The 22,861-nt window shown below is 63.4% G+C and carries 23 protein-coding genes and 1 tRNA gene; 10 read left to right on the forward strand and 14 right to left on the reverse strand.

All coding sequences use genetic code 11. The annotated features are described in order from the left end of the window. Positions 1 to 82: 82 nt before the first annotated feature. Together LB525_RS27560 and LB525_RS27565 are read right to left on the reverse strand one after the other, a co-directional pair. Positions 83 to 904 carry an Asp/Glu racemase gene (locus LB525_RS27560; RefSeq protein ID WP_224549542.1) on the reverse strand — a complete coding sequence of 274 codons (822 nt, stop codon included), beginning with the start codon at positions 902 to 904 and terminating at the stop codon, positions 83 to 85. Between the two features lie 41 nt (positions 905 to 945). Further along, on the reverse strand, positions 946 to 2,187 hold the full coding sequence (locus tag LB525_RS27565) for a D-amino acid dehydrogenase (RefSeq protein WP_224549544.1): 1,242 nt from the start codon (positions 2,185 to 2,187) through the stop codon (positions 946 to 948). Between the two features lie 252 nt (positions 2,188 to 2,439). Between LB525_RS27565 and LB525_RS27570 the strand changes: the two genes are divergently transcribed. Then, entirely contained in the window at positions 2,440 to 2,727 is a 288-nt protein-coding gene (locus LB525_RS27570) for a GIY-YIG nuclease family protein (protein WP_224549546.1), read from the forward strand. Between the two features lie 304 nt (positions 2,728 to 3,031). Here the strand turns inward: LB525_RS27570 and LB525_RS27575 are convergent, their stop codons facing one another. The 4 genes from LB525_RS27575 to LB525_RS27590 all read right to left on the reverse strand — a co-directional run bounded on the left by LB525_RS27575 (position 3,032) and on the right by LB525_RS27590 (position 7,947). Then, complete coding sequence (locus LB525_RS27575; protein WP_224549548.1) at positions 3,032 to 4,198, reverse strand: trans-sulfuration enzyme family protein; 1,167 nt, start codon at positions 4,196 to 4,198, stop codon at positions 3,032 to 3,034. Further along, complete coding sequence (locus tag LB525_RS27580; RefSeq protein WP_224549550.1) at positions 4,195 to 5,631, reverse strand: pyridoxal-phosphate dependent enzyme; 1,437 nt, start codon at positions 5,629 to 5,631, stop codon at positions 4,195 to 4,197. Before LB525_RS27580 ends, LB525_RS27575 begins: the two co-directional genes overlap by 4 nt. Positions 5,632 to 6,049: 418 nt before the next feature. Further along, the gene (locus tag LB525_RS27585; RefSeq protein ID WP_224549552.1) at positions 6,050 to 7,390 is read right to left on the reverse strand and encodes an FAD/NAD(P)-binding protein; all 1,341 of its coding nucleotides are present in this window, start codon (positions 7,388 to 7,390) and stop codon (positions 6,050 to 6,052) included. Between the two features lie 371 nt (positions 7,391 to 7,761). Beyond that, positions 7,762 to 7,947 carry a hypothetical protein gene (locus tag LB525_RS27590; RefSeq protein ID WP_140542964.1) on the reverse strand — a complete coding sequence of 62 codons (186 nt, stop codon included), beginning with the start codon at positions 7,945 to 7,947 and terminating at the stop codon, positions 7,762 to 7,764. Between the two features lie 310 nt (positions 7,948 to 8,257). Between LB525_RS27590 and LB525_RS27595 the strand changes: the two genes are divergently transcribed. The 4 genes from LB525_RS27595 (at position 8,258) to LB525_RS27610 (ending at position 11,445) form a co-directional block, all read left to right on the forward strand. Next, on the forward strand, positions 8,258 to 8,620 hold the full coding sequence (locus LB525_RS27595) for a septal ring lytic transglycosylase RlpA family protein (protein WP_095767965.1): 363 nt from the start codon (positions 8,258 to 8,260) through the stop codon (positions 8,618 to 8,620). A 293-nt stretch (positions 8,621 to 8,913) separates the two neighbouring features. Continuing rightward, positions 8,914 to 10,191: a polyhydroxyalkanoate depolymerase gene (locus LB525_RS27600; RefSeq protein ID WP_224549555.1), complete on the forward strand. Its 1,278-nt coding sequence runs from the start codon at positions 8,914 to 8,916 to the stop codon at positions 10,189 to 10,191. A gap of 187 nt (positions 10,192 to 10,378) precedes the next feature. Beyond that, positions 10,379 to 10,996 (forward strand): transglutaminase-like cysteine peptidase, encoded by a 618-nt coding sequence (locus LB525_RS27605; RefSeq protein WP_224526059.1) that lies wholly within the window; start codon positions 10,379 to 10,381, stop codon positions 10,994 to 10,996. 194 nt (positions 10,997 to 11,190) lie between these two features. Beyond that, entirely contained in the window at positions 11,191 to 11,445 is a 255-nt protein-coding gene (locus tag LB525_RS27610) for a hypothetical protein (protein WP_224526073.1), read from the forward strand. 73 nt (positions 11,446 to 11,518) lie between these two features. On the opposite strand, the gene LB525_RS27615 is transcribed toward LB525_RS27610, so the two are convergent. Genes LB525_RS27615 through LB525_RS27630 form a run of 4 tightly spaced genes read right to left on the reverse strand, consistent with a single transcriptional unit; the run spans position 11,519 to position 14,264 of the window. Continuing rightward, complete coding sequence (locus LB525_RS27615) at positions 11,519 to 11,884, reverse strand: helix-turn-helix domain-containing protein (protein WP_224526075.1); 366 nt, start codon at positions 11,882 to 11,884, stop codon at positions 11,519 to 11,521. A gap of 24 nt (positions 11,885 to 11,908) precedes the next feature. Then, on the reverse strand, positions 11,909 to 12,433 hold the full coding sequence (locus tag LB525_RS27620) for a Smr/MutS family protein (RefSeq protein WP_140847517.1): 525 nt from the start codon (positions 12,431 to 12,433) through the stop codon (positions 11,909 to 11,911). Continuing rightward, positions 12,430 to 13,533 carry a murein transglycosylase A gene (locus tag LB525_RS27625; protein WP_224549557.1) on the reverse strand — a complete coding sequence of 368 codons (1,104 nt, stop codon included), beginning with the start codon at positions 13,531 to 13,533 and terminating at the stop codon, positions 12,430 to 12,432. The genes LB525_RS27620 and LB525_RS27625 overlap by 4 nt, the downstream gene beginning before the upstream one ends. A gap of 23 nt (positions 13,534 to 13,556) precedes the next feature. Then, the gene (locus LB525_RS27630) at positions 13,557 to 14,264 is read right to left on the reverse strand and encodes a Tim44/TimA family putative adaptor protein (RefSeq protein WP_224549559.1); all 708 of its coding nucleotides are present in this window, start codon (positions 14,262 to 14,264) and stop codon (positions 13,557 to 13,559) included. Between the two features lie 202 nt (positions 14,265 to 14,466). Here LB525_RS27630 and LB525_RS27635 point away from each other — a divergent pair, with 202 nt between their 5' ends. After that, a complete protein-coding gene (locus LB525_RS27635) occupies positions 14,467 to 14,961 on the forward strand; it encodes an FxsA family protein (RefSeq protein ID WP_224549561.1) in 495 nt (164 codons plus the stop codon). A 351-nt stretch (positions 14,962 to 15,312) separates the two neighbouring features. Next, positions 15,313 to 15,816, forward strand: coding sequence for a protein-export chaperone SecB (secB, locus tag LB525_RS27640; RefSeq protein ID WP_095767956.1), 504 nt, complete (start codon positions 15,313 to 15,315; stop codon positions 15,814 to 15,816). Between the two features lie 199 nt (positions 15,817 to 16,015). On the opposite strand, the gene yidC is transcribed toward secB, so the two are convergent. From yidC to rpmH, 3 genes are read right to left on the reverse strand one after another with little or no spacing between them, the layout of a single operon-like run. Then, complete coding sequence (gene yidC, locus LB525_RS27645) at positions 16,016 to 17,845, reverse strand: membrane protein insertase YidC (protein ID WP_224549563.1); 1,830 nt, start codon at positions 17,843 to 17,845, stop codon at positions 16,016 to 16,018. Positions 17,846 to 17,858: 13 nt separating this feature from the next. Beyond that, a complete protein-coding gene (gene rnpA / locus LB525_RS27650; protein ID WP_095767954.1) occupies positions 17,859 to 18,212 on the reverse strand; it encodes a ribonuclease P protein component in 354 nt (117 codons plus the stop codon). 16 nt (positions 18,213 to 18,228) lie between these two features. Further along, complete coding sequence (gene rpmH / locus LB525_RS27655; RefSeq protein WP_008833937.1) at positions 18,229 to 18,363, reverse strand: 50S ribosomal protein L34; 135 nt, start codon at positions 18,361 to 18,363, stop codon at positions 18,229 to 18,231. Between the two features lie 254 nt (positions 18,364 to 18,617). On the opposite strand from rpmH, the gene LB525_RS27660 reads away from it, so the two are divergent. Both LB525_RS27660 and LB525_RS27665 read left to right on the forward strand, forming a co-directional pair. After that, positions 18,618 to 20,111, forward strand: coding sequence for a sensor histidine kinase (locus LB525_RS27660; RefSeq protein WP_095767953.1), 1,494 nt, complete (start codon positions 18,618 to 18,620; stop codon positions 20,109 to 20,111). Positions 20,112 to 20,392: 281 nt separating this feature from the next. After that, a tRNA-Arg gene (locus tag LB525_RS27665) sits at positions 20,393 to 20,469 on the forward strand. 302 nt (positions 20,470 to 20,771) lie between these two features. Here the strand turns inward: LB525_RS27665 and LB525_RS27675 are convergent. Continuing rightward, positions 20,772 to 21,626, reverse strand: a complete 855-nt coding sequence (locus LB525_RS27675) for an arylamine N-acetyltransferase family protein (RefSeq protein ID WP_224549565.1) — start codon at positions 21,624 to 21,626, stop codon at positions 20,772 to 20,774. Between the two features lie 659 nt (positions 21,627 to 22,285). Here LB525_RS27675 and LB525_RS27680 point away from each other — a divergent pair. Next, the gene (locus LB525_RS27680) at positions 22,286 to 22,813 is read left to right on the forward strand and encodes a dihydrofolate reductase family protein (protein ID WP_224526093.1); all 528 of its coding nucleotides are present in this window, start codon (positions 22,286 to 22,288) and stop codon (positions 22,811 to 22,813) included. The last annotated feature ends 48 nt before the right edge of the window (positions 22,814 to 22,861 follow it).

Consider the following 22,861-nt stretch of genomic DNA (forward strand, 5'->3'; position numbering starts at 1 on the left):
GGGGGAGAGGTGGCTCGGCGAAGCCGAGACGGAGTGGGGGTCGACCAGCGCTACATAAGACAATGCATGCGCCAAGCACCAATCAAACAGCCGGTAGCGCAAACAACCGGCCGCCGGCGGGCACGACGTCATCGATGCCGGCAAGCCGCAGGCAGTGCCAGGCCATGGCGTGGTTGGAGGAGGTGACGGGAATGCCGATGCGCCGCTCCAGCTCGGCGACCGCTTCCGCCACGCGCAGGCTGGTGCAGGAGATGAAGATCGCTTCCACCCCCGGCACGGCGGCCATGGTCTCGGCCGCCGCCTCGATCGAGGCAAGCGAGATGCGAGCCGCCTCGCGGTCGTCGCGCCGGTCGAAAGTGGCGACGGCTGATATGTCGAGGCCGCGGCCGGCGAAATAGCGGACCAGGCCCTGGTTGATCTCGGGTGCATAAGGGGTCAGCAGGCCGATGCCCCTGGCGCCGAGCGCCTTGAAGGCGGCCAAAGCGCCAGTGACCGGGGTGGTGCAGGCGACGCCCGGCCGCGCCTTGCGGATCTCGGCGAAGACGGCTTCCTCGCCGAGCGTCATGGTGGCCGAGGTGCAGCCGAAGCCTACGACGTCGAGCGGGATGCTGGGCAGGATCAGATCGACGGTCGGCGCGATGCGCGGGCCGATGGCGCGCAAAGTGTCGGGCGTGATGTCGTTGTCGTTGAACAGGCGCGCCTCGTAGAAGGCGACGCCCGGAATGCGGATCAGGGCGCGGAACTCATGCTCCAGCGTCTGGTCGGTGGCGAGGATCGCCAGGCCGATCGCCGCGCGCGAGGCGAGGCCGCCGTCGATCTCCGACGGAAGGACGCCCAGATCGACTGGCTTGGGGTCGACCGGTCCTGGCGATTGCGGGCGGGTAGCGGCCGCGCTGACAGACATGGCATTCCCTTTCCTGCTCGATCCCCTCCGGGATCATGCTCTCAGTTCAAAATTCCGTCCATCGAGATCGCCGGTTTGCGGCCGGCGATCAGGTCGGCGGTAATGCGGGCCGAGCCATGCGACATGGTCCAGCCGATATGGCCGTGCCCGGTGTTGAGATAGAAATTGCTGAGGCGGCGCCGGCCGAATTCGGGCAGATTGTTGGGCGTCATCGGCCGCAGGCCCGCCCACATCTCGGCGCGGTCGTAGTCGGCGCCTTCGGGATAGAGCTCCTCGGTCACCCCTTTCATGAAGGCGAAATCGGCCGGTTTGTGGCTGGTGTCGTAGCCGGCGAACTCGGCCGTGGCGGTGACGCGCAGCCGGTCGCCGAAGCGCGATACGGCGACCAGGTTGTGCTCGTCGATCGCGGCGATAGTCGGCGGCGCCGGACGGTTGCCGATCGGAATGGTCAGCGAATAGCCCTTGATCGGATAGATCGGCAGGCTGATGCCGACGGTGCTCGCGACTAGCGGGCTGTAGGAGCCGAGCGCCAGCACATAGGCGTCGCCCTTGACGCTTCCCTTGTCGGTCAGCACCCGGGCGACATCGTCGCCGGACGTCTCGATGCCGGTGATGGTGGTGCCGGTGCGGATCTCGCCGCCGCGTGCGACTACTTTTGCCGCCAGCGCGCGGGTGAACTTCGCCGGATCGCCGGTCTCGTCGGTCGGGCAATGGATGCCGCCGGCGATCTTTTCCTTGGCCGAAGCCAGCGACGGGTCGAGGGCGACGATGGCGTCGCGGTCGAGCACCTTGATCAGCTGGCCGTCGGATTCCAGCAGCTTCAAATGCTCGACGCCTTTGTCGAGCGCCTGCTGGCTGCGATAGAAATAGAGAATGCCGCGATCGTTGCGGTCATAGTCTATCGCCTCGTCGGCGACGACCTCGTGCAGGACGGATTGCGAATAGACGGCCAGCCGATGCTTGAGCAGCGTGTTGCGCCTGGCCTTCCCGGCCGTGCATTCCATCAGGAACAGCCATGACCAGCTGTAGAGCCGCGGATCGGCCGAAAGCTTGAAGCGCAGCGCCTGGTCCTTCAGCACCAGTGATTTCAACAGGATCATCGGCGCCCTGGGCGAGGACCAGACGAAGGAATGCCCCGGCGCGATCATGCCGGCATTGCCCCAGCTGGTTTCGGCGGCGACCTGAGGCTGGCGCTCGAGGATGACGACCTCGTGCCCGTCCTTCTGCAGCTGATAGGCCGTGGTGACGCCGACCACGCCGCCACCCAACACGATCACGCGCATGGCGCCTCCGGAGATCGCAAGTTGGGGGCAGTTTAGAGGGTGGATGGCGGCGTGCAATGGCACACATACCGAGAGGTCAGCGGGACAGCGCGTCTCTCGTGGGCAGGACGATCGCAAATGGCGCTTCGTCATTCTAGGGCGGCGCAAGGAGCGAAGCGACGCGCGCAGACCCTAGAATCCATGCCGTGACATTGGCCATAGTATGCAATGGTCCAGAATAGCGGTGGTAATGGCGTCAGCTAAGATCGCCACATGACAGGCTATGTCTACATGACCGCAAGCCAGAAGGGCGGCACGATCTATATCGGTGTCACCAATGACGTTGCGCGTCGCATGCCCGAGCACAAGACCGGCCAAGGCTCCAGTTTCACCAGCCGCTACGGTGTGCAGCGTCTCGTCTGGTACGAGGAATATTTGGACATCGCCGATGCCATCCAGCGTGAGACGTCATTGAAACGTTGGCCACGCCGATGGAAGATCGAGCTGATCGAGAAGACCAATCCGGAATGGTTCGAGCTGTTTCGCGGGATCGGCTGGTGAGCGTTCTGAACCGTGGTAGCTCTCAACCGTCACGGCATGGATTCTAGGGTCTTCGCGCGTCGCTTCGCTCCTTGCTCCGCCCTAGAATGACGAAGGACAGGTTGGCGGGACAACACCCCCCTCTGCCCTGCCGGGCATCTCCCCCGCAAGGGGGGAGATTAGCAGCTCCGCCGGCGGCGCCTTTCCTGCAACGTCGATGATTCGCGAAAGCGGTCGCGACATCCAATCTCCCCCTTGCGGGGGAGATGGCCGGCAGGCCAGAGGGGGTGTGACGGAACTCGACGACTGCCCCCAAGACCCTCACCTACCCCAGTGCCTGCTCCAGATCCGCGATCAGATCATCGCCGTCCTCGATCCCACACGACAGCCGCACCAGGGAATCCGATATCCCGATCGCTCCGCGCTTTTCCGCCGGAATCGATCCGTGCGTCATCAGCGCCGGGTGCTCGATCAGGCTTTCGACGCCGCCCAGGCTTTCGGCCAAAGTGAAGAGCTGCGTGCGTTCGAGGAAGCGTTTTGTTCCCGCCAGGTCGCGGTCGAGATCGACCGAGATCATGCCGCCGAAGGCGTGCATTTGCTGGACGGCGATGGAATGCTGCGGGTGGCTGGCGAGGCCGGGATAGATGACCCGGCGGACGTCTTTTCGCGTTTCCAGCCATTGCGCTATTTTCAGGCCGTTGGCCGAATGACGCTCCATCCTGAGCGCCAGGGTTTTTATACCGCGCAGCGCCAGAAAACTGTCGAACGGGCCGGAAATGGCGCCGATGGCGTTCTGCAGGAATTTCAGCTGGGCGGCGAGGTCCTTGTTGTCGCCGACGACCGCCACGCCGCCGACCATGTCGGAATGGCCGTTGAGATATTTCGTCGTCGAATGCACGACTATGTCGATGCCGAGCTCCAGCGGGCGCTGGATATAGGGGCTGCAGAAGGTGTTGTCGGCGACGGTGAGCAGCCCCTTGCGCCTGGCAAGCGCGGCGACGCCTTCGAGATCGACGATGCGCAGCAGCGGGTTGGTCGGCGTCTCGACCCAGAGCAGTTTTGTTTCCGGGCGGATCGCAGCCTCGACCGCGGCGAGGTCGGTGAAGTCGGCAAAACTCACCTGGAGGCCTGCCGAGCGCTTGCGCACCCGCTCCATCAGGCGGAACGAGCCGCCATAGATGTCGTCGGTGGCGACGATATGGGCACCGGCATCGAGGAGCTCGAGCACCGTGCCGATCGCCGCCAGGCCGGAAGCGAAGGCGAAAGCAGCCGAGCCGCTCTCGAGGTCTGCCACCGCGCGCTCGAAGGCAAAGCGCGTCGGGTTCTGGCTGCGGGCGTACTCAAAACCCTTGTGCACGCCGGGCGACTGCTGGCCGTAGGTGGAGGTGGCGTAGATCGGCACCATCACGGCGCCGGTCAGCGGATCGTGGCTCTGGCCGCCATGGATGGCGCGGGTGGAAAAGGCCAGGCGGTTCTTGCCGTTCGAAGTCATTTTGCGCGGCGCCTCAGATGGTTGATCAGGTCGATACGAGTTATCAGGCCGATGAACTCTTCGCCATCGAAGACGATGGCGACCTCGTTGCGGTCGAAGACAGGCAGCAGCGCGTCCAGCGTCTGATTGGCCTGCAGCGTGTGCAGGTTCGACGTCATGGCCGTGCGCACCGGCGCGTTGAAACGGTCCCAGCGGCCGTCATAGGGGCCGTCGACCTTGGCTAAAATATCGCTCTCGTCGACGATGCCGACCAGCCTGCCTTCGTCCAGCACCGGCAGCTGCGAAACGTCGGAGCGGCGCATGCGGCCATAGGCGTTGAGCAGGCTTTCCTCCGGGCCAACGGTCACAATGTCGCCGGTGCGCGGCGAGCGCATGACCAGGTCGCGCAAATCGCCATGCTGTTCCTGGTCGGCAAGGCCCTGCTCGGCCAGCCAGATGTCGTCGAAGACTTTCGACAGATACTTGTTGCCGCTGTCGCAGACCAAGGTGACGACGCGTTTTGGCGTCGTCTGCTCGCGGCAATAGCGAAGCGCTGCCGACAGCAGCGTGCCGGAGGACGAGCCGGCCAGGATGCCTTCCCTGGACAACAGATCGCGCACCGCCAGCATGCTCTGCTTGTCGGGAATGGAATAGGCCTTTTTCACCAGCGACAGATCGGCATTGGGCGGCACGAAATCCTCGCCGATGCCTTCGACCGTCCAGCTGCCGGCCTCCTCCATCTTGCCGGTCTTGATCAGCGGCGCCAGCACCGAGCCGACCGGATCGGCCAGCACCATCTCGGTCTTGGGAGAGTGTTTCGCGAAAAAGCGGCCGAGGCCGGTGAGCGTGCCGCCGGAGCCGACGCCGACCACTACCGCGTCGACATCGCCTTCGAGCTGCGAAAAGATCTCCGGCCCGGTCGTCGTCTCATGCGCGAGTGGGTTCGCCGGGTTGGCAAACTGGTTGGCATAGAAGGCGCCGGGGGTCTCGGCGGCGATCTTCTCGGCCATGTCCTGGTAGTATTCGGGATGGCCCTTGCCGACATCGGATCGCGTCATGCGCACCTCGGCGCCCAAAGCGCGCAGATGCTGGATCTTTTCGCGCGACATCTTGTCGGGCACGACGAGGACGATGCGATAGCCTTTCGGGATGCCCACTTGGGCGAGGCCAAGGCCGGTATTGCCGGCGGTGGCCTCGACGATGGTGCCGCCGCGCTTCAGCCGCCCCTCCTTCTCCGCCGCCGCGATCATCGACAGCGCGATGCGGTCTTTGATCGAGCCGCCCGGATTCTGGCTTTCAAGCTTGATGAACAGGCGGCATTTGCCGGTGTCGAATTTGGTCAGCTCGACGACCGGCGTCTGGCCGATCAGGTCGAGCACCGAAGCGTAAGGCGGACGCAATCTCGACAGGTTGATGTGCGCGCCCTTCGGCGCCGCTTTTGTCTGCTCGCTCATCTTCATTGCTCCATAGAAGCAGTTCGAGGCGGATGTCGGCAATCTCGCGCGGGAAGCCGCGGGAATCTATTCCGGTTTTGCGGATCGCGCGCCCTGTCTTTTCCAGCCCTTTTCATCAGGAAAGAAGATAGATCGTGCCAATCCGGCGGCGAGTGGAGGAATGGAATTCTAGTGGGTTGCTTCGCAGTCTCTCATTGTTGAAGCCAGCGCGAGGCACCCCCCTCTGTCCTGCCGGACATCTCCCCCGCAAGGGGGGAGATTGACAGTTCGTCGCCGGCGCTTCCCCTTCGACCTTGGCGATTGGCGAAAGCGGTGATGAAGTCCGATTTCCCCCCTTGCGGGGGAGATGCCCGGCAGGGCAGAGGGGGGTGCTGTCCCGCCAGCATGTCAGAATTCCTGTTGCCAGCGAGAAGCCATGCTATCCCAACAACTGCTTGCCCAGCTTCGCGCATTGCACGCGAATGTCCGGAATGGCGTCGATCTCGAAGAAGGTGCCGCGCGTCAGCGGTCCGACGGCGAGCAGCTTCGACGACACCGTGCCGTCGGCCGCGATCAGCTCGCATTTCGCCGTGACATCGAGACCGAGGCGCAGCGGATCGGGACGCGCCAGCCCGCGCTCGACCAGCGAACGCACCACACCGTTCGACGTCCGCGAAATGTCGCGGGCGATGCCCATGCAATCATAGAGGCGGGCGACGTCCAGGGTTTCGACGTCCTGCGTGCCGCGCGGCTGGATCTTCACCACGAAGCCGCCGTTCGGTTCTATGGCCACCACCCTGCCGGCGACGAGACGGATGCGGCCTGAGGCGACCGCCTCGGTGACGCGCGCATAGACTTCCGGCGCCATGCGGTGGCGGTGGATGTCCCACCAGGCCTTGGTGTGCTCGACGAAGCGGCGCTTGGCCGAGGACGGCCAATTCTGCCAGATCGTCTGGTTGAAGGGTCTGAGACCATCGACGACGTCGCGCCAGTCGCCGCCGGCTTTCTGGGTCTCGCGGATCAGGTTGCGGAACCAGCCGACGAAATAGGAAAGCTGGGTGCCGAGCGGAATATCGGCGATATCGAGCTTGATCGGATTGCCCTTGCGGTGCGGCGACGGCAGCAGGCCGCGACGCGACACCGCGACGATGGCGCCGCGATGGCCGCGCTGCTCCAGCGACAGGAAAGCGTCGACCATGCTCAGGCCGGTACCGAGCAGCAGCACCTGGGCTTCAGCATCGAGCGCAGTGTCGGCCTCCGTCCCCATGCGGACGGCGTGACCCTGAAAGGCGCCGGGCTGCTCGTCGTGACCGGTGGCCAGGACGGCGAGATGCGCATCGACGCTGGTGCCGTTGGCGAGTGCGACTTCGACGCCCGACGAGGTCGGCGCGATCGACAGGCTCTCCTCGCGGATCAACCTGAGACGCCCGGTCTCGCGCTCGCGCTCCTCGAGGCCCTCGAGCACATCCTGCAGATAACGGGCATAGAGGCTGCGCGGCGCGTAGAACGGTCCCTGGTCCGGCCTCGCTAGGCCGCGTTCCAGCACCCAGCGCGCGAAATGCGTCGGGTCGTCGGCATAGGCGCTCATGCCGGAGGCGTTGACGTTGAGCACATGCGCCGAAAGCAGCGTCGAATAGGCCATGCCCTGGCCGAAATGCGGCCGCTTCTCGATCAGCGTGACGCGCAGGTCCGGATAGGGCGACTTCAACAGGTGCGCGGCCAGCACGACGCCGCTTGCGCCGCCGCCGACAATGATGATGGAGTTGCCGCGTCCAACCATGATTGCTAGCCGAACGTGACTCGAGCGATCAGCGCTGGGCGAGCGCCGCGGACGGCCTCAGCCGCAAGCCACGAACGATCGCCGGAACGGTTTTTTGAAGGTCGCGCATCGTTCTCTCACCTCCCAATGTTGATAAGATTACTATACTAACCGTGCCAAGCACGAAATCGCAGTCCCAATGCCACCCCCTTTGAAGCATGGATTTGCCGAGAAGGGATGACAGGCGGATTTTTCGCTCGCTGGGGTGTTTTGTGGGAGGGCGGCGGCCATCTTTCTTCGTCATTCTGGGGCGGAGCGACGCGCGCAACGATGCTGCTTGCCGGCGAATGCGACCGCCTGACCGCCAGCCGTCTCCGCCCCGACCGGCAAGGTCATATGCGCGAGCGGGTCGCCCAGCGCAGGCCGACCACGCCGACCAGCATGGTGACGAGGCCGATATAGAGCCATTGCGTCTGCCCGGTCATGAAACTGCCCTTGACGAGACCGAGGCCTTGCAGCGACCACAGCGCACCCAGCCCTAGCACAATCAGCGCCAGCACAAACCTGATCAATCGCATCGGCTGGACCCTCTCCGGAAGTCGATCCTGAACGGCAATGGGGACGCAACAAAAGACGTCGAAGAACCTAAGCAGTTCCGTCCCTCAGTACTTCAAATCTTGTGGGCCGATCTTGCCCCGAATGTCCCGTATGCCGGCCCGATATTCAGCGAGAATACGCGTTAATGGGGCTGTGAATATCATGACAAACTGTTTCGCGGCGACTCCAAACGTGTGCTGTCGCCATGGAACCGCCAGATCAATGCCGCATTTCCCGCCTCATTCGGCACATATCGGCGGGGCATATCTCTAACGGAGCCATCCCCAAAGCATGAAGAAAACTAACCAGACTGCGCTTGTCGCGGTAACGATCGCGGCTGGCCTGATGGCCGGCGCCTCATCCGCCTCCTCCGCCGCCGCGCAGTGCGGCCGCGCTTCCTGGTATGCGCTGCATTCCAGAACCGCCTCAGGGGAACGCATGAACCCCTCGGCACTGACTGCAGCCCATCGCTCCTTGCCCTTCGGCACCAAGCTTCGGGTCACCAACAAGAACAACGGCCGCAGCGTCGTCGTGCGCATCAACGATCGCGGTCCGTTCGTGAAGGGACGCATGCTCGATCTCTCCCGCGGCGCCGCCGGCCAGCTGGGCTTCATCGGTTCGGGCCATACCGCCGTCTGCATGGCGCGCGTCTGAGCCGCCTTAGTTTTCATGCATGTCGTCATCCAAAGGGCTGCCCACTTCGGGGCGACATGCATTGGTCGTGTCCGGCATGAGGGGCCGGACACATATCCTTCACATTTCGGCAGCGCACATTGAGCCGGCTCGCCCGCTTAGGTCCGGTTTTCAACAGGTTGAACGAAAGATGCATTCGTCAGACAAAATGACGTATTGCATCGCAACAATATCTTGCTAACCTCGCCGGGAGACATTCAAGGCTCGGCGCAGTTCGTCGTCCTTTTGGTCGTCGGACGGCAGCGGGGTTCGCGATGTTCTACCAGATCTACGAAATGAACCATGCGGCGCTGCAGCCGGCCCGCTTCTATGCCGACGCGGTGCGGCTCTTCTACTCCAACCCGCTCAATCCGGTTTCCCACACCCCCTTCGGCCGCTCGGTCGCGGCGACCGCGGAGCTCTTCGAGCGAACCACCCGTCGCTACGGCAAGCCGCAGTTCGGCCTGGACAAGGCCGTGGTCGACTGGAAAAGCGTCGACGTCACCGAAAAGACGGTCTGGTCGAAGCCCTTCTGCGACCTGATCCGCTTCGAGCGCGCGCTGCCCGCCGGCCGCAAGCCCGATCCGAAGCTTTTGATCGTGGCGCCGATGTCGGGCCATTACGCGACGCTGCTGCGCGGCACGGTCGAGGCGATGCTGCCCCATGCCGACGTGCACATCACCGACTGGGTCGATGCCCGCATGGTGCCGGCGGCGCAAGGAAGCTTCGATCTCGACGACTATGTCGACTACATCATCGAGATGCTCCACGCGCTCGGCCCCGACACGCATGTGATGGCCGTATGCCAGCCCTCCGTGCCGGTGCTGGCGGCGGTGGCACTGATGGAAAAGCGCGGCGATCCCTTCGTGCCCTCCACCATGACGCTGATGGGCGGACCGGTCGACACGCGCCGCAACCCGACCGCGGTCAATCTTCTGGCCAAGGAAAAGGGCATCGACTGGTTCCGCGATAATGTCATCATGCCGGCGCCCTGGCCGGTGCCGGGCTTCGGCCGCCCGGTCTATCCCGGCTTCCTGCAGCTCTCGGGCTTCATGAGCATGAATCTCGACCGCCACATCATCGCACACAAGGACTTCTTCATGCACCTTGTGAAGCATGACGGCGACAGCGCCGAAAAGCACCGCGACTTCTACGACGAATATCTGGCGGTGATGGACCTGACGGCGGAATTCTACCTGCAGACGGTCGACACCGTGTTCGTGCGCCACGCTCTGCCGAAGGGCGAGATGACGCATCGCGGCGAGCCGGTCGATCCGAAGGCGATCCGCAACGTTGCGCTGCTGACCATCGAGGGCGAGAACGACGACATTTCCGGCCTCGGCCAGACCCAGGCCGCGCATGATTTGTGCGTCAACATCCCGGCCGAAAGGCAGGCGCACTACATGCAGCAGGCCGTCGGCCATTACGGCGTCTTCAACGGCTCGCGCTTCCGCTCGGAGATCGTGCCGCGCATCGTCGATTTCATTTCCAGCTATGGCCGCCAGCACCGCGTGGCGGCGAAGCCGAAACTGGTCCGTTCCGCCAAAAGCTGAGCTCCGGAGCCCGGCATCAGCCTAGCCGCCACCTGGCGGCCAGCGGTGTTGCACCCGCGCTTCTGTTGCGAAAGTGCCGCTACGGGATCGCGCAGGTAACCATGCCGCCAAACTGACCGTCGTCTCCAATTGACACGGACTGTAAATCGCCCTTAACGTTTCGTTAATAAAGAACAGGGCGGGGGCAATGACTTCCTCAGCGATGACGCGGATTCTGCGCTTGTGTGCAGCCGCAGGACTGGCGATCTCTGCGCATTGGGCGGTGCCGGCCTGGGCGGCTGGCGCGATGGCCACGGGCGGCCTGACCTCGCAACCGATCGGCCACTATGATTTCTGCAAATCGCATCCAAGCGAATGCAACATCCGCCCGGTCACTCTCGGGCCGGCCACCATGACGGACGGGCTGTGGCGCAGGCTGGTCAGCGTCAGCGCCAAGGTCAACGCCGCCGTCAAGCCGTTGAGCGATCTCGATCACTACGGCAAGGACGAAGTCTGGGCCTATCCGGACGACGGCTATGGCGACTGCGAGGACTATGTGCTGGAAAAGCGCCGCCAGCTCTACCGCCTGGGCATGTCGCTGGCCGACCTTTTGATCACCGTCGTGCGCAAGCCGGACGGCGAAGGCCATTCGGTGCTGACGGTGCGCACCGACAAGGGCGACTATGTGCTCGACAACCTCACCGACAAGGTCAAAGCCTGGGACGCGACCGGCTACCGCTTCCTCAAGCGGCAGGCGATCGACAACACCGGGCGCTGGGTCTCGATCCGCGACGGCCAGCCTGTGCTTGTGGGCTCGGTGCAGTAGGCAGAGCTGAGGGCGCTACCTTGGTTTCGTCATTCTAGAGCGAAGCAAGGAGCGCAGCGACGCGGCGCAGGCCCTAGACGACGAAGAGAGGGCTTCGCTCTCTCGAAATATTATTCCGCATCTCTCCATGAACCTTTTGCGTCCGGCCGGCGACACATAGCCGTGGACGACAAACCCAACCATGGAGAATTTCAATGACTGCTTTCCTGCGAAACACCTTGCTTGCCGCCATCGCGGTGTCGGCCTTGACCGGATCGGCCCTGGCGGACGAGACCACCAAAAGCTGTGCCAAGACCAATCTCAACGATCTGTGGAGCGGCCGTTGCTGCAGCGTCAGCTCCGCGAACTGCCTTGGCGGCGGAAATGGCCGCGATCATCAGGGCCATCAAGGCAAGGAGGGCCGGGGCAGCACCAATGGCGGCAGCGCCAACGGCACCGGCAAGCTCTGATCTCAGACTTCAGACAGAGTCGAATCAAGCCCCAGCGGACATGGCGATCCGCTGGCGCCAGACGCCTGAATTATTAACGCCGATCAAGAGCCGCACGGATCGATGCGCTGAGGCGGCGCAGCTCCGCCTCATCGAGCCTCTCGATGCTCTCGGCGAGCAGATTGGCCAGTTCGGTCGCCGCCGGCGACAGGCCGGACGTGTCGATCCTGACCCTGGGATGCGAGCTTTCCGCGAGCCGGGCGAGATCCTCGGCATCGTCCCAGATGATGTTGAAATAGCCGATGATCTTCTGGATCAGCGTCCAGGTCGGCGCGCCACGGCGGCCGTGCTCGAGCGCCGACAGATAGGCGGCACTGACGCCGATGGCCTTGGCCATCGCCTTCTGGCTGACGCCGCGCTCGGCGCGCAGCGTCCTGAGCTTCTCGCCGAACGGGGTCATGTCGGCTGGCTCATTGGCGAATCCTCATGACCGTATCCGCCGCAGCCGCACATAGAGCGCGCCCGAGCCGCCGTGATTGCGGGCAGCATGATCGTGGCTGGACACCAGATGCCGGAAAGCGGGCGTCGACAGCCAGGCCGGCACGGCGCGGCGCAATATGCCGTCGCCGCCCGAGGACGAACCCTTTCCGGTGATGATCAGCACGTAACGGATGCCGCCGGCATGCGCGCGGTTGAGGAAAGTGAGCAGCAGCGAATAGGCCTCGTCCTGCGTCATGCCGTGCAGGTCGACGCGGCCTTCGATCGGCAGCCGGCCTTTTTTCAGCTTGTGCAGCGTCTGGTCGTCGAGCGAATGCGCCACATGCGGCGCCTTCGGCTTGGCGGCCACGGCCGCTACGCCATTGGCGGCAGGCCGGGGCGTCTCTGGCTTGGGCTCGACGATGTCGGGGATCTCGACGGCCGTTTTGCCCTTCAGCGGCCGGGCAGAGCGCGCCACCAGGTTCCACAGGATGCGGTCGTCGTCGCTGAGATGGTCGTCGCGGCGGCTCACGGGGTCGCTCCATGCAGAAGCGCACGCGGCGCCAGCGCATAGAAATCGGCCGCGTTGCGGACCACGCCGGCGATCTCGCCGGCAGCGTCGCCCGAGCCGGCGAAGAGATCGCCGCGCGCCGGACCGGTGATGGCCGAGCCGGTGTCCTGCGCGATCATCAGCCGGCGGAACGGTTTTTGGTCGAAAGCGGTGAGGGTCGGCGCATCGATGTAGAACGGCGTGCCAAATGTGTGCAGCAGCCGGTCGACCGCGACCGAGCGGCCCGGCGTCAGCGGCACCTTGGCGGCGGCGATCGGACCAAGCGCGGCATCGTCGACCGCGGCTTCGCGGAAGAAAATGTAGGAGCGGTTCCGCCACAGGATCTCGTCGACCCGGTCGGGATGTGCCTTGAACCAGGCGCGGATCGATTGCATCGTTACCTTTGCCAGCGGAATCTCGCCGAGATCGCTCAAGATCTTGCCTGGGCCGGTGAAGCGCTGGCCGGATTTGGCGGCATAGGTGACGCGGGCGAGCTTGCCGTCGGTCATCTTCAGACGTGCCGCGCCCTGCACATGGATGAAAAACGCATCGACCTTCTCGGCGAGCCAGGCGATTTCGAGGTTCCGGCCGGCGAGCGCGCCGCGCTCGATTTCGCCGCGATCGAAATATTCGACCGGAACACCATCGGTCCGTCGGGCGAAGGCCAGATAGGCATCCATGCCGGCCGGCCGGTTGCCGTCGTCGATTTCGATCAGGTCGGCGGGGCGCGACAGCAGCGGCACGGTGAATCGCCCGGTCCTGACCGGCGAGGCTTCGACCTCGGGCTCGTAGAAGCCGGTGACGAGACCCGCGCCGTTTTCGGCCTTGACCAGCATCGGCACGAAATGCCGTTCGAAGAAGGATCGCGCCTCGGACCTGCTCGGCGCCGAAACGGCACGCGCCTCGGCATAGGCATCGGCAAAAGCATTGAAATCGACGCCGAGCGATCCGGTGCGGTAAGATTTTATCGGCGCGTGGAAGGCCGAGAGGCGAAACGCGGCGAAGGCCGCAGCATGATCATCTTCGCCCCAGCCCGGAAGGTCGCTGAAGGATTTTATGCCGAATGCGGAAGAGAGCGGCACGACTGGGGCCCCGCCGCTTGATCTCAATCTTCTTCTTCGGTGGCGACAAGCTTCCAATTCGGGTCGCGCGAGCGGGTGTCGCGGGCGAAGGTCCAGACATCCTTGACCTCGGCCACCGTTTCAGGGTCGCCGTCGATGACGTCGCCGGCCTTGTCGCGGGTCGCCGAGATCAGCTCGGAGACGACGCGCAGCGTGATATGCGCTTCCGAGCCCTTCATTTCGGCGGCGACGATGTCGGCCTTGTCGATGCCGACGAAGGAGGACTGGATCTTCTCCGATTTGGCCTCGCGGTCGCCGATCGCGGCGACGAAACCATCATAGACTTCGCGCGACAAAAGGTTCTTCAGCGTCTTACGGTCGCCGTCGGCATAGGCCATGACGATCATCTCATAGGCCATCTTGGCGCCGTCGACGAAGGTCTTGGGATCGAAGGACGGGTCATTGTCCTTGATCGCGCGCAGGCCCCTGTTGAGGTCGGTATCCGGCTTGGCGAAGGCGTCGATATCGGCATAGATCTCGGGCGCGGTTTCGCCCGGCGCGCGCTTGCGCGGCAGCGACACCACATTTTCAGGCTTTTGCGCCGCATCGGCCTCGCGCGTGCGGCTCGCCGAATAAGGATCGAAGGGCGGGCGCTCGTTTCCGGTGCGACGTCCAAGCACGTTGCGCAGCTGGAAAAAGATCACAACCGCCGCAATCAGAAAGAAAATCGTGCCGAAGTCGAAGAAACCCATATTTTCCGCCCAACTCGATCCCTGTCCGTGCCGGACCGGCGTAACCCCTGGGGACCGCGGTCGCATAGCGTTCAACACCCAAAGCATATAGAACGGCAGGCGCAATCATTCAAATCAAAGGCAGCCATACCTATCTAAAGGCGCCAAGGCCAGCGGCGATTGTCCGTCAGCGCCGCAAAAGAAGAAAGCGATCGGTCAAGACTTGCGCATCTCGTTCATCCCGCTGTTCCTGCTCCTGCTGCCGCTTCTGGAGATCGCCGGCTTCGTCGTCGTCGGCCGCGAGATCGGGGCTTTGGCTACGGTCGGGCTGGTCATCCTTTCCAGCGTCGCGGGCAGCCTGCTGCTTCGGCATCAGGGTTTCGGCGTCATGGCGCGGGTGCGGACGGAAATGGACGCCGGGCGCGACCCCAGCCGCCAGCTCGCGCATGGGGCGATGATCGTGCTGGCGGCGATCCTTCTGATCATTCCGGGCTTCATCACCGACATCTTCGCCATTCTTCTCTTGTTGCCGCCGGTGCGCGACTTCGCCTGGCGCCTGCTCAAGAACCGCATAGTCATGGCGACCAGCTTCAGCCGCGGCTTTTCGGCGCGCCGCCGCAACAATGTCATCGACCTCGACGACAGCGACTATTCGCGCGACGATTATCCGGACCGGCCGGACCACAATTCGCCCTGGCGGCGGCTGAAGAACGATTAAGGGCCAAAACGCCTACCGGTTCGTCCTTGGGCGGAGCGGGAAGCGAGCGTACCGCGCAGCCCACAGGATCCAGTGACTTTCGAGTGTTGCCGCGGTGCAAAATTCTGCTCCGCCGCATTGCACGGCTCAGGTCACGGAATGGATTCCAGGGTCTCCGCGACGCCGCTTCGCGGCTGCTCCGCCCTGGAATGACGAGGTTGAGAGGCTTCGGCCAATACCTGGCGTTCGCGCTGTCCTGTTCCTTCCGCCGATGAGGGCGGCAAAACTTGTTTTGTCCGGCCGAGCATGGTAGCGAACCCGCGATTTCAATCCGGTCAGCAATGCTGCCCAGGCAAAAGGACTTAAAGGCTCATGGCCAGCAACGATGACGCCGCGACCGGCGCCGCCAACGGCAACGGCACCCAAAACCAGCCCTCGCTCAATGTGCTTGCGCAATATGTGAAGGACCTATCCTTCGAAAGCCCCGGCGCCCCGAATTCGCTGCGCGGCCGCGACAAGGCTCCGGGCATCGCAATCAATGTCAATGTCAACGCCAACCCGCTCTCGGACAAGCAGTTCGACGTCAATTTGACGCTGAACGCCAAGGCCTCCTTCGACCAGGAAGTGCTGTTCAATGTTGAGCTGGTCTATGGCGGCGTCTTCGCCATCAGCGGCTTCCCGCAGGAGCACATGCTGCCGCTGCTGTTCATCGAATGCCCGCGGCTTCTGTTCCCCTTCGCCCGCCAGATCGTCGCCGACGCCACCCGCAATGGCGGCTTCCCGCCGCTGATGCTCGATCCGATCGATTTCGCGCAGATGTTCCAGCAGCGCATCGCCGAGGACCAGGCTGCAGCTGGCAAGGTCCAGGTGAGCTGAGGCTAACCGGCGCTACACCCTATCGAAAGCCCGGCTTAGCGCCGGGCTTTTTTTTCGCTGCTTGCTCCGCCCTGGAATGAAGCCGGGAACATGGCCATGCCCAATTTCGAAGGTTGACGGCTGATCGCTGGGCCTGATCAACAAAAACCCCCGACAAAACGTTGCCGGGGTTTTTTCGTCTTAGCAGTTCAGGAGCCGTCTATTCCGCCGGCGATGGTTTCTTGCGGAAAATCGATGCCAGATTGTCCCACAACTCGATCTTGGCGCCCTGGCGCTTCATGATCACGCCCTGCTGCAGGATCGACAGCGTGTTGTTCCAGGCCCAGTAGATGACGAGGCCGGCCGGGAAGCTGCCCATCATGAAGGTGAAGATCACCGGCATCCAGGTGAAGATCGCCGCCTGCGTCGGGTCCGGCGGCGCCGGGTTCATGCGCATCTGCAGGAACATGGTGATGCCCATGACCACCGCCCAGGCGCCCATATGCGGCAGGAAGGCCGGCGCCGCGAACGGCAGCAGGCCGAACAGGTTGAAGATCGAGGTCGGATCCGGCGCCGCGAGGTCGTGGATCCAGCCGAAGAACGGCGCATGCCGCATCTCGATGGTGATGTAGAGCACCTTGTAGAGCGAGAAGAAGACCGGGATCTGCAGCGCCACCGGCCAGCAGCCGGCCAGCGGATTGATCTTCTCGGTCTTGTAGAGCTCCATCATCGCCTGCTGCTGCTTCATCTTGTCGTCCGCGTATTTCTCGCGGATCTCGACCATCTTCGGCTGCACCTTCTTCATGTTCGCCATCGAGGCATAGGACTTGTTGGCGAGGGGGAAGAAGATGGCCTTGACGACGACGGTGGTGGCGAGGATCGCCAGCCCGAAATTGCCGAAGAATTTGTAGAGCGTGTCGATGAGCCAGAACATCGGCTTGGTGATGAAATAGAACCAGCCCCAGTCGATCAAAAGGTCGAACTGGCGGATCTGCCGGTCCTTGGCATAGGCGTTGATGGTCGAGACTTCCTTGGCGCCGGCAAAGATCTCGGATTCGACCGTCGTCGACTGGCCGGGCGCGACGCTGATCGCGTCGGACAGATAGTCGGACTGGTAGCTGTGGCTGTGCGGCCCGTCCTTGAACTCGAAATAGGAGAATTTCGGCTGGAAGGGCTGCTTCTCCGTCGGGATGAGCGTCACGGCCCAGTATTTGTCGGTGATGCCGAGCCAGCCATTGGTCGACTTGCTGGGCGTGTATTCCTTGTCCTTCTCGATCTTGGCGTATTTGTATTCCTGCAGCCCCTCGCTGCCGGTCACGCCGATCAGGCCCTCATGCAGCACATAGGTGCTGGCGACGGCCGGCTTGTCGAAACGGGTGACGCGCCCGTAATTGTAGAGCGAGACGGCGGCCGTTCCCGAATTCTGCACCGTGTCGGAAACGGTGAACATGTATTCGTTGTCGATCGAGATGGTGCGCTTGAACGTCAGGCCCTTGTCGTTGGTGAAGGTCAGCGTCACCGGCGTCGAGGGCGTCAGCGTCGGATTGCCGTCGACGCTCCACACCGTATCCGCGCCGGGCACAGTGCCGGTGGTGTCGTTGCCGACGAAGCCGATCTCGGCGAAATAGCCATTGGGCAGCGACGACGGGTTGAGCAGCTCGATCTCGGGCGAGTTCTTGTCGACCGTCTCGGTGTAGTGCTTGAGCCTCAGGTCGTCGAGGCGCGCGCCGGTCAGGTTGATCGAGCCCTCGAGGCTGGGCGTGTCGATCTTGACGCGCTTGGTGGCGGCAATCGCCTGGTCGCGGCTGGCCGCGGTCACGCTGTCGCTGCCGGGCGCGCTGGGGATGGCGCCGGCGGTCGGGGCCGGCGTTCCGGCCGCGCCTGGATTGGTGCCCTGCGCTTCCTTCTTCTGCGCCTCGACGCGCTGTTGCTCGACGCGTGCCTGCTCGCGCTGCTGTTCCATGCGCGGGTTCATGTAGAACACCTGCCAGAGCGTCAGGATCAGCACCGACAGCGCGATGGTGATGAAGAAATTGCGGTTGTTTTCCATCGAAGCCCTTGGCCTATCGTGTTCCGCGCAGCCGGCGGGAGAGCTCGGCCTTCAACTGGCCGAAGGGAATGGCAAGCACGTCTTCACGCCCGACGATGACATAGTCATTGCCGGGCGCCATGTCATCGGCGGCATGAACGCGCACGGCTTCCCTCAGCCGCCGCCGGACGCGGTTGCGCACCACGGCGTTGCCGACCTTCTTGGTGACTGTGTAGCCGACGCGCGGCGCAAGGTCATCGCCGCGGTCGAGAACTTCAACGAGAAAAAGCCGCCCGCGGCGTTTCTCGCCGCCGCGCACAGCCAAGAAATCCGCGCGTTTCAGAAGCCGCCCGGGAGTTTTCCCCTGTGGCTTGCCGGGTGCGGGCAACGATCTCGTCTTTCGTTCAGGCGCTGAGCCGCTTGCGGCCGCGGTTGCGACGGGCGGCAACGACGCCACGGCCACCCTTGGTGGCCATGCGGGCACGGAAACCATGCCGGCGCTTACGGACGAGCTTGGACGGTTGGTAGGTACGCTTCATTTGTTTTAATACCGCGGGGTGCGGCCCTTCTTGATTCTGTCACTGTGTAACAGGAGCTTTGCCGGGCCGGCCTAGGCGCGATCGAAACCGCGCCGGGACGAATGGCCCGAGCGTGAGCGGGCTTATAGAAAGAAGGTCTTTGGAAGTCAATGCGCCCCGCCGCGAGGCATTTTTCGCGCAGCCGACGATGAAATTGGCAAAAAGACCGCAAATCGCATAATCTTGGCCGATCAAGCCTTTGTGAATGCGCGTCAATGACGAGTGAAACTCTGCCCACGAACGAGAAGGCACAGCCGGCGGCGGCGAATTCGTCGCGCCGGGTGCCGTTGTCGCGCGGTCTGTCGACCAAGCTGCTTTTACTTACCATCGCCTTCGTGCTGCTGGCTGAAATCCTGATCTTCCTGCCCTGGATCGCCAGCTACCGGGTGAACTGGCTGAAGGAGCGCCTGAGCACAGCCGCCGCGGTGTCGATCGTGCTGTTGCAGGGCGAGCCCAACTCGCTGTCGCACAACGCCCAGAACGATGTGCTGATGGCGATCGGCGCCAAGGCGATCGCCGTGCGTGACGGCGGCGTCTCACGGCTTCTGGTGGTCGCCGACATGCCGCCACAGGTCGACGCGCACATCGATATCGCCAATGTCGGCCTGATCAACGGCATGACCGGCGCGCTCGACACGCTGTTCTTCGGCGGCAAGCGCATGCTGCGCGTCTTCGGCCCGGTCGGCGACAGCGACAAGGAATTCGAGCTGATCATGCCGGACTACCGTTTGCGCGACGCTATGCTCCGATACTCGCGCAACGTCGCCGTCGTCTCGCTGCTCATCTCGCTGTTCACCGCCATGCTGGTCTATGCGGCGATCGACCTGATCATGATCGGGCCGATTCGCACCATGACGCGCTCGATCCTGGCCTTCTCCGAGGCGCCCGACGATCCAGGCCGCGTCATCCGCCCCGCCGACCGCGCCGACGAGATCGGGGTCGCCGAACGCGAGCTGTCGCAGATGCAGGACCGGCTGCAGAAGATGCTGTCGGAGCAGAAGCATCTCGCGGATCTCGGCCTGGCCGTCTCCAAGATCAACCACGACATGCGCAACATCCTGGCGTCCGCGCAGCTGATGTCGGATCGCCTGCGCCAGGTGAAGGACCCGACCGTGCAGGCCTTCGCGCCGAAGCTTCTGCGCGCCCTCGACCGCGCCGTCTCCTACTCCGAAGGTGTGCTTCACTATGGCCGTACGCAGGAGCCGGCGCCGTCGCGCCGCCGCGTGCGACTGCGCCAGTTGGTCGACGACGTGCACGGCCTGCTCGACATCGAGGAGGGCATCGAGTTCATCAACGCCATCGAGCACGCCTTCGAGGTCGATGCCGATTCCGACCAGCTGTTCCGGGTGCTCACCAATCTCTGCCGCAACTCCGTGCAGGCGATGGCCGCCGACACCGAAAGCGCGGTGGTGCGCCGGCTGGCGGTCGCGGCCGAGCGCCAGGGCAGCGTCAGCCGCATCACCGTCACCGACACCGGACCCGGCCTGCCGCCCAAGGCGCGCGAGAACCTGTTCGCCGCCTTCCGCGGCTCGGCGCGCAGCGGCGGCACCGGGCTTGGCCTAGCGATCGCGCACGAGCTGATCCGCGCTCATGGCGGCACGGTCGAGCTGGTCGAATCGATCGGCGGCCGCACCGTCTTCGCCGTCACCATTCCCGATCAGCCGGTGCGGCTCGATCAAGCGCGCAACGGCCTGCGCCGCCCGGCTTGAGGTATGCCGATATTCAGGTGAGGCCGGCCTGCAAATGGCGGCTTCCTGCGCTTCCGGTGCTCACGTACTTTAAGTACGCTCCGCTCCGGTTCTCAGAAACCACCATTTTCGACTCGGCCTGACCTGAATCTCGATACACCTCAGGCACGGCAAAACCACCTGCGACAAAACTTTTGCCGGATCGGCTTGCTTTTCGCAAATTCAGTCGTTAGGGAACACTCCACATCGCGGCCGGCCTTCTCGACCGGATCGCGGGGCCTGTTTCATGCACGGCCTGTTGCGCGCCCGTAGCTCAGCTGGATAGAGCACCAGACTACGAATCTGGGGGTCAGGAGTTCGAATCTCTTCGGGCGCGCCACTTCGGAATACGCTATTGGCGCCAAAATCGGCCGGCGCTTCGATTAACCAGTCAGGTTGTCGAGTTAAGTGCACTGGACTGCACCCGTGCGTGAGACACGCTAACTTCTGTGACAGGTTGTCCCTGAGGATGACCGATGACGGAATGGCGATCCGGACGTTTCCGACGGCGTACAATTGAAGGCGATCAAGCGTGCGGAAGGCGGCGAAGGCGTTCTGCCTGTGGCACGCAAGCTCGGGATATCGCGCAAGCTCCTGCATGATTGGATCAAGGCGTGGAAGGCCCTTGGGCCTGAGGGGAGTCTAAGCAAAAAACGGATGCGGAGCGTCTCCCGTCCCTTTCGCCTTCATAACCGCCACGCACTCATCGATCTGCTGATCGGACATGTTCAGCCCGAATTCGCCACGCAGCACGTCCCTGAATTCGATCTCGGTTGCGAGCCAGCGCTTCTCCGCGTGCCCCTCCGCGTCGCGGACCGTGACACGCGCATTGTACATGGTGATCCGACTCCTGTTCGGTCCCGGCTTCGCCACGATGATGTTGCCCTGGTATGGCGTGTCCGGGTGGGTCGCGGTGTACCAGTTGGTGATCTCGTATTCGCCATCATAGCGCGGGTAAGGAATGACCCGGTAAATGTGCTGCCAGCCACGGTTGAGCAGCGCCTGGAGCGTCAGCTCGCCGCCGACATCGATAAAGCGCATGACCTCGTGCGGCGTCTCTTGTTCGATCTGCGGCGCAAGCAAGAGCGCGCAGGTCGGCGCGAGGTTGCCGAAGCCGACATCCGCAAGATAAATTCCCTCCGGCAACTCCACTTTTAACAGCATGTGGATGGCCGGGCGCGGCGCATCGATCGCCAGCCCGCGTACGACACGCCCTTGCAGGCTTGTGATCCTGTAGCCGAGCGACCAAAGTCCGGCCCGGAACAGCATGTTCTGTTCAAAGCAGTATCCGCCGCGCTTGCTGGCGATCATCTTGTGCTGAAGCGAAGGCACATCGAGCTTGGGCGGAAGCCCGAGCATGATATCCAGCGTTTCGTAGGCGATTGAATGCGAGTGCGCGAAAATAAGTCGATTCAAGGTCTCAAGCGTTGGTGTGACGGGCCCGGAATAGCCGATGCGCGCAAGCCAAGCGTTCTGATCGAATTGCGTGTCGGACATCTCGCGCACCTCCGCCGTTTCGCAACGCCGATATTACCAGTCTGGGTCCGACCGCGAAACATGCCAGAAGTCTAGCATGTCGATGAGGGTGGCTCGGTCCGAGTTGAGTTCGAGAACAGCTTGGCACCTTTGAGACATGCCGACGGGCTCTGAGAAAGTCTCTTCCATCGAGCTCGAGCGGAAGCGGCCAGCCGACCGTAAAACGTCGCTATGGCCCATCGCGCCGTTCCCGGATTGATCGAAATGGCCGCACTTGAAGGGTAAGCGGACCACGAAATCGGGAAGACAGCTGGCCATGAGGCGTAGTGCAAGATCGCAGTCCGTCGCTGGTTATTCGGCCGGATCGTTTGGGCGGCGGCCGCATCATAGCGCCACGGCGAAGCAATAGTGCCCATCTTCATCGGCCGCGGCGCGCCAACAATTTCAGATATTTAGCTGAATCCCGCCGTTTTCAAATGGCCGTTTTGAAACGGCTTTGCATCGTCGGATGGATTTGCGCGGTTGGGAGAACTGCAGCAAAGGATCGTGCGATCATCTGGCCCGAAACGTGTTGCGTTCATGTATGCGGCAGAACCAATTGCAAAATAAAATCAGTCGGCCTAATCTGAACCGATTGCACAATGCAATTAGATTGTGTGATGCCGTGTGAGGAACAGACAATGGCCAAGCTCGTGTTCGGAATGAACCAGTCGCTGGACGGCTACGTCGATCACACGGCCTTCGGGCCGAGCCCCGCGCTCTTCCGCCACTTCATCGAGGAGGCCGAGCGTCAGGCGGGCAGCATCTACGGTCGCCGCATGTATGAGATCATGCGCTACTGGGACGACGAGCATCCTGAATGGGATGCCGAGCGACTTGCCTACGCGGCGGCGTGGCGGCGCCAGCCGAAATGGGTCGTCTCACGCTCGATGGAGTCCGTCGGTCCCAACGCAAGGCTTGTCGAGGGCGATCTCGGGGACGCTATCCGAAAGCTGAAGGCCGAGCGCGACGGCGAGATCGAGGTCGCCGGCCCGGATTTGGCGCGAAGCCTCACCCAGCTGGGCCTGATCGACGAGTATCGGATCTACCTGCACCCGGTGGTGCTTGGCCACGGCAAGCCTTATTTCGCCGGACCCCGACCGCCGCTCCGCCTGATGGCTCATGACCGGATCGAGGATGTGATCAGGTTAGCCTACGCTCCCGCCTGATCTCCGTCGTCCGACGCGCCCTCCGCCAGACCGCTTATTCGAGGCTCG

This window comes from Mesorhizobium sp. CA16 (genome assembly GCF_020165175.1).
GTDB lineage: Bacteria > Pseudomonadota > Alphaproteobacteria > Rhizobiales > Rhizobiaceae > Mesorhizobium.

Coding starts and splice junctions, on each gene's coding strand:
- LB525_RS27560 (WP_224549542.1), bottom strand. CDS start 904: ATGTCTGTCAGCGCGGCCGCTACCCGCCCGCAATCGCCAGGACCGGTC.
- LB525_RS27565 (WP_224549544.1), bottom strand. CDS start 2,187: ATGCGCGTGATCGTGTTGGGTGGCGGCGTGGTCGGCGTCACCACGGCC.
- LB525_RS27570 (WP_224549546.1), top strand. CDS start 2,440: ATGACAGGCTATGTCTACATGACCGCAAGCCAGAAGGGCGGCACGATC.
- LB525_RS27575 (WP_224549548.1), bottom strand. CDS start 4,198: ATGACTTCGAACGGCAAGAACCGCCTGGCCTTTTCCACCCGCGCCATC.
- LB525_RS27580 (WP_224549550.1), bottom strand. CDS start 5,631: ATGAGCGAGCAGACAAAAGCGGCGCCGAAGGGCGCGCACATCAACCTG.
- LB525_RS27585 (WP_224549552.1), bottom strand. CDS start 7,390: ATGGTTGGACGCGGCAACTCCATCATCATTGTCGGCGGCGGCGCAAGC.
- LB525_RS27590 (WP_140542964.1), bottom strand. CDS start 7,947: ATGCGATTGATCAGGTTTGTGCTGGCGCTGATTGTGCTAGGGCTGGGT.
- LB525_RS27595 (WP_095767965.1), top strand. CDS start 8,258: ATGAAGAAAACTAACCAGACTGCGCTTGTCGCGGTAACGATCGCGGCT.
- LB525_RS27600 (WP_224549555.1), top strand. CDS start 8,914: ATGTTCTACCAGATCTACGAAATGAACCATGCGGCGCTGCAGCCGGCC.
- LB525_RS27605 (WP_224526059.1), top strand. CDS start 10,379: ATGACTTCCTCAGCGATGACGCGGATTCTGCGCTTGTGTGCAGCCGCA.
- LB525_RS27610 (WP_224526073.1), top strand. CDS start 11,191: ATGACTGCTTTCCTGCGAAACACCTTGCTTGCCGCCATCGCGGTGTCG.
- LB525_RS27615 (WP_224526075.1), bottom strand. CDS start 11,884: ATGACCCCGTTCGGCGAGAAGCTCAGGACGCTGCGCGCCGAGCGCGGC.
- LB525_RS27630 (WP_224549559.1), bottom strand. CDS start 14,264: ATGGGTTTCTTCGACTTCGGCACGATTTTCTTTCTGATTGCGGCGGTT.
- secB (WP_095767956.1), top strand. CDS start 15,313: ATGGCCAGCAACGATGACGCCGCGACCGGCGCCGCCAACGGCAACGGC.
- yidC (WP_224549563.1), bottom strand. CDS start 17,845: ATGGAAAACAACCGCAATTTCTTCATCACCATCGCGCTGTCGGTGCTG.
- rpmH (WP_008833937.1), bottom strand. CDS start 18,363: ATGAAGCGTACCTACCAACCGTCCAAGCTCGTCCGTAAGCGCCGGCAT.
- LB525_RS27660 (WP_095767953.1), top strand. CDS start 18,618: ATGACGAGTGAAACTCTGCCCACGAACGAGAAGGCACAGCCGGCGGCG.
- LB525_RS27675 (WP_224549565.1), bottom strand. CDS start 21,626: ATGTCCGACACGCAATTCGATCAGAACGCTTGGCTTGCGCGCATCGGC.
- LB525_RS27680 (WP_224526093.1), top strand. CDS start 22,286: ATGGCCAAGCTCGTGTTCGGAATGAACCAGTCGCTGGACGGCTACGTC.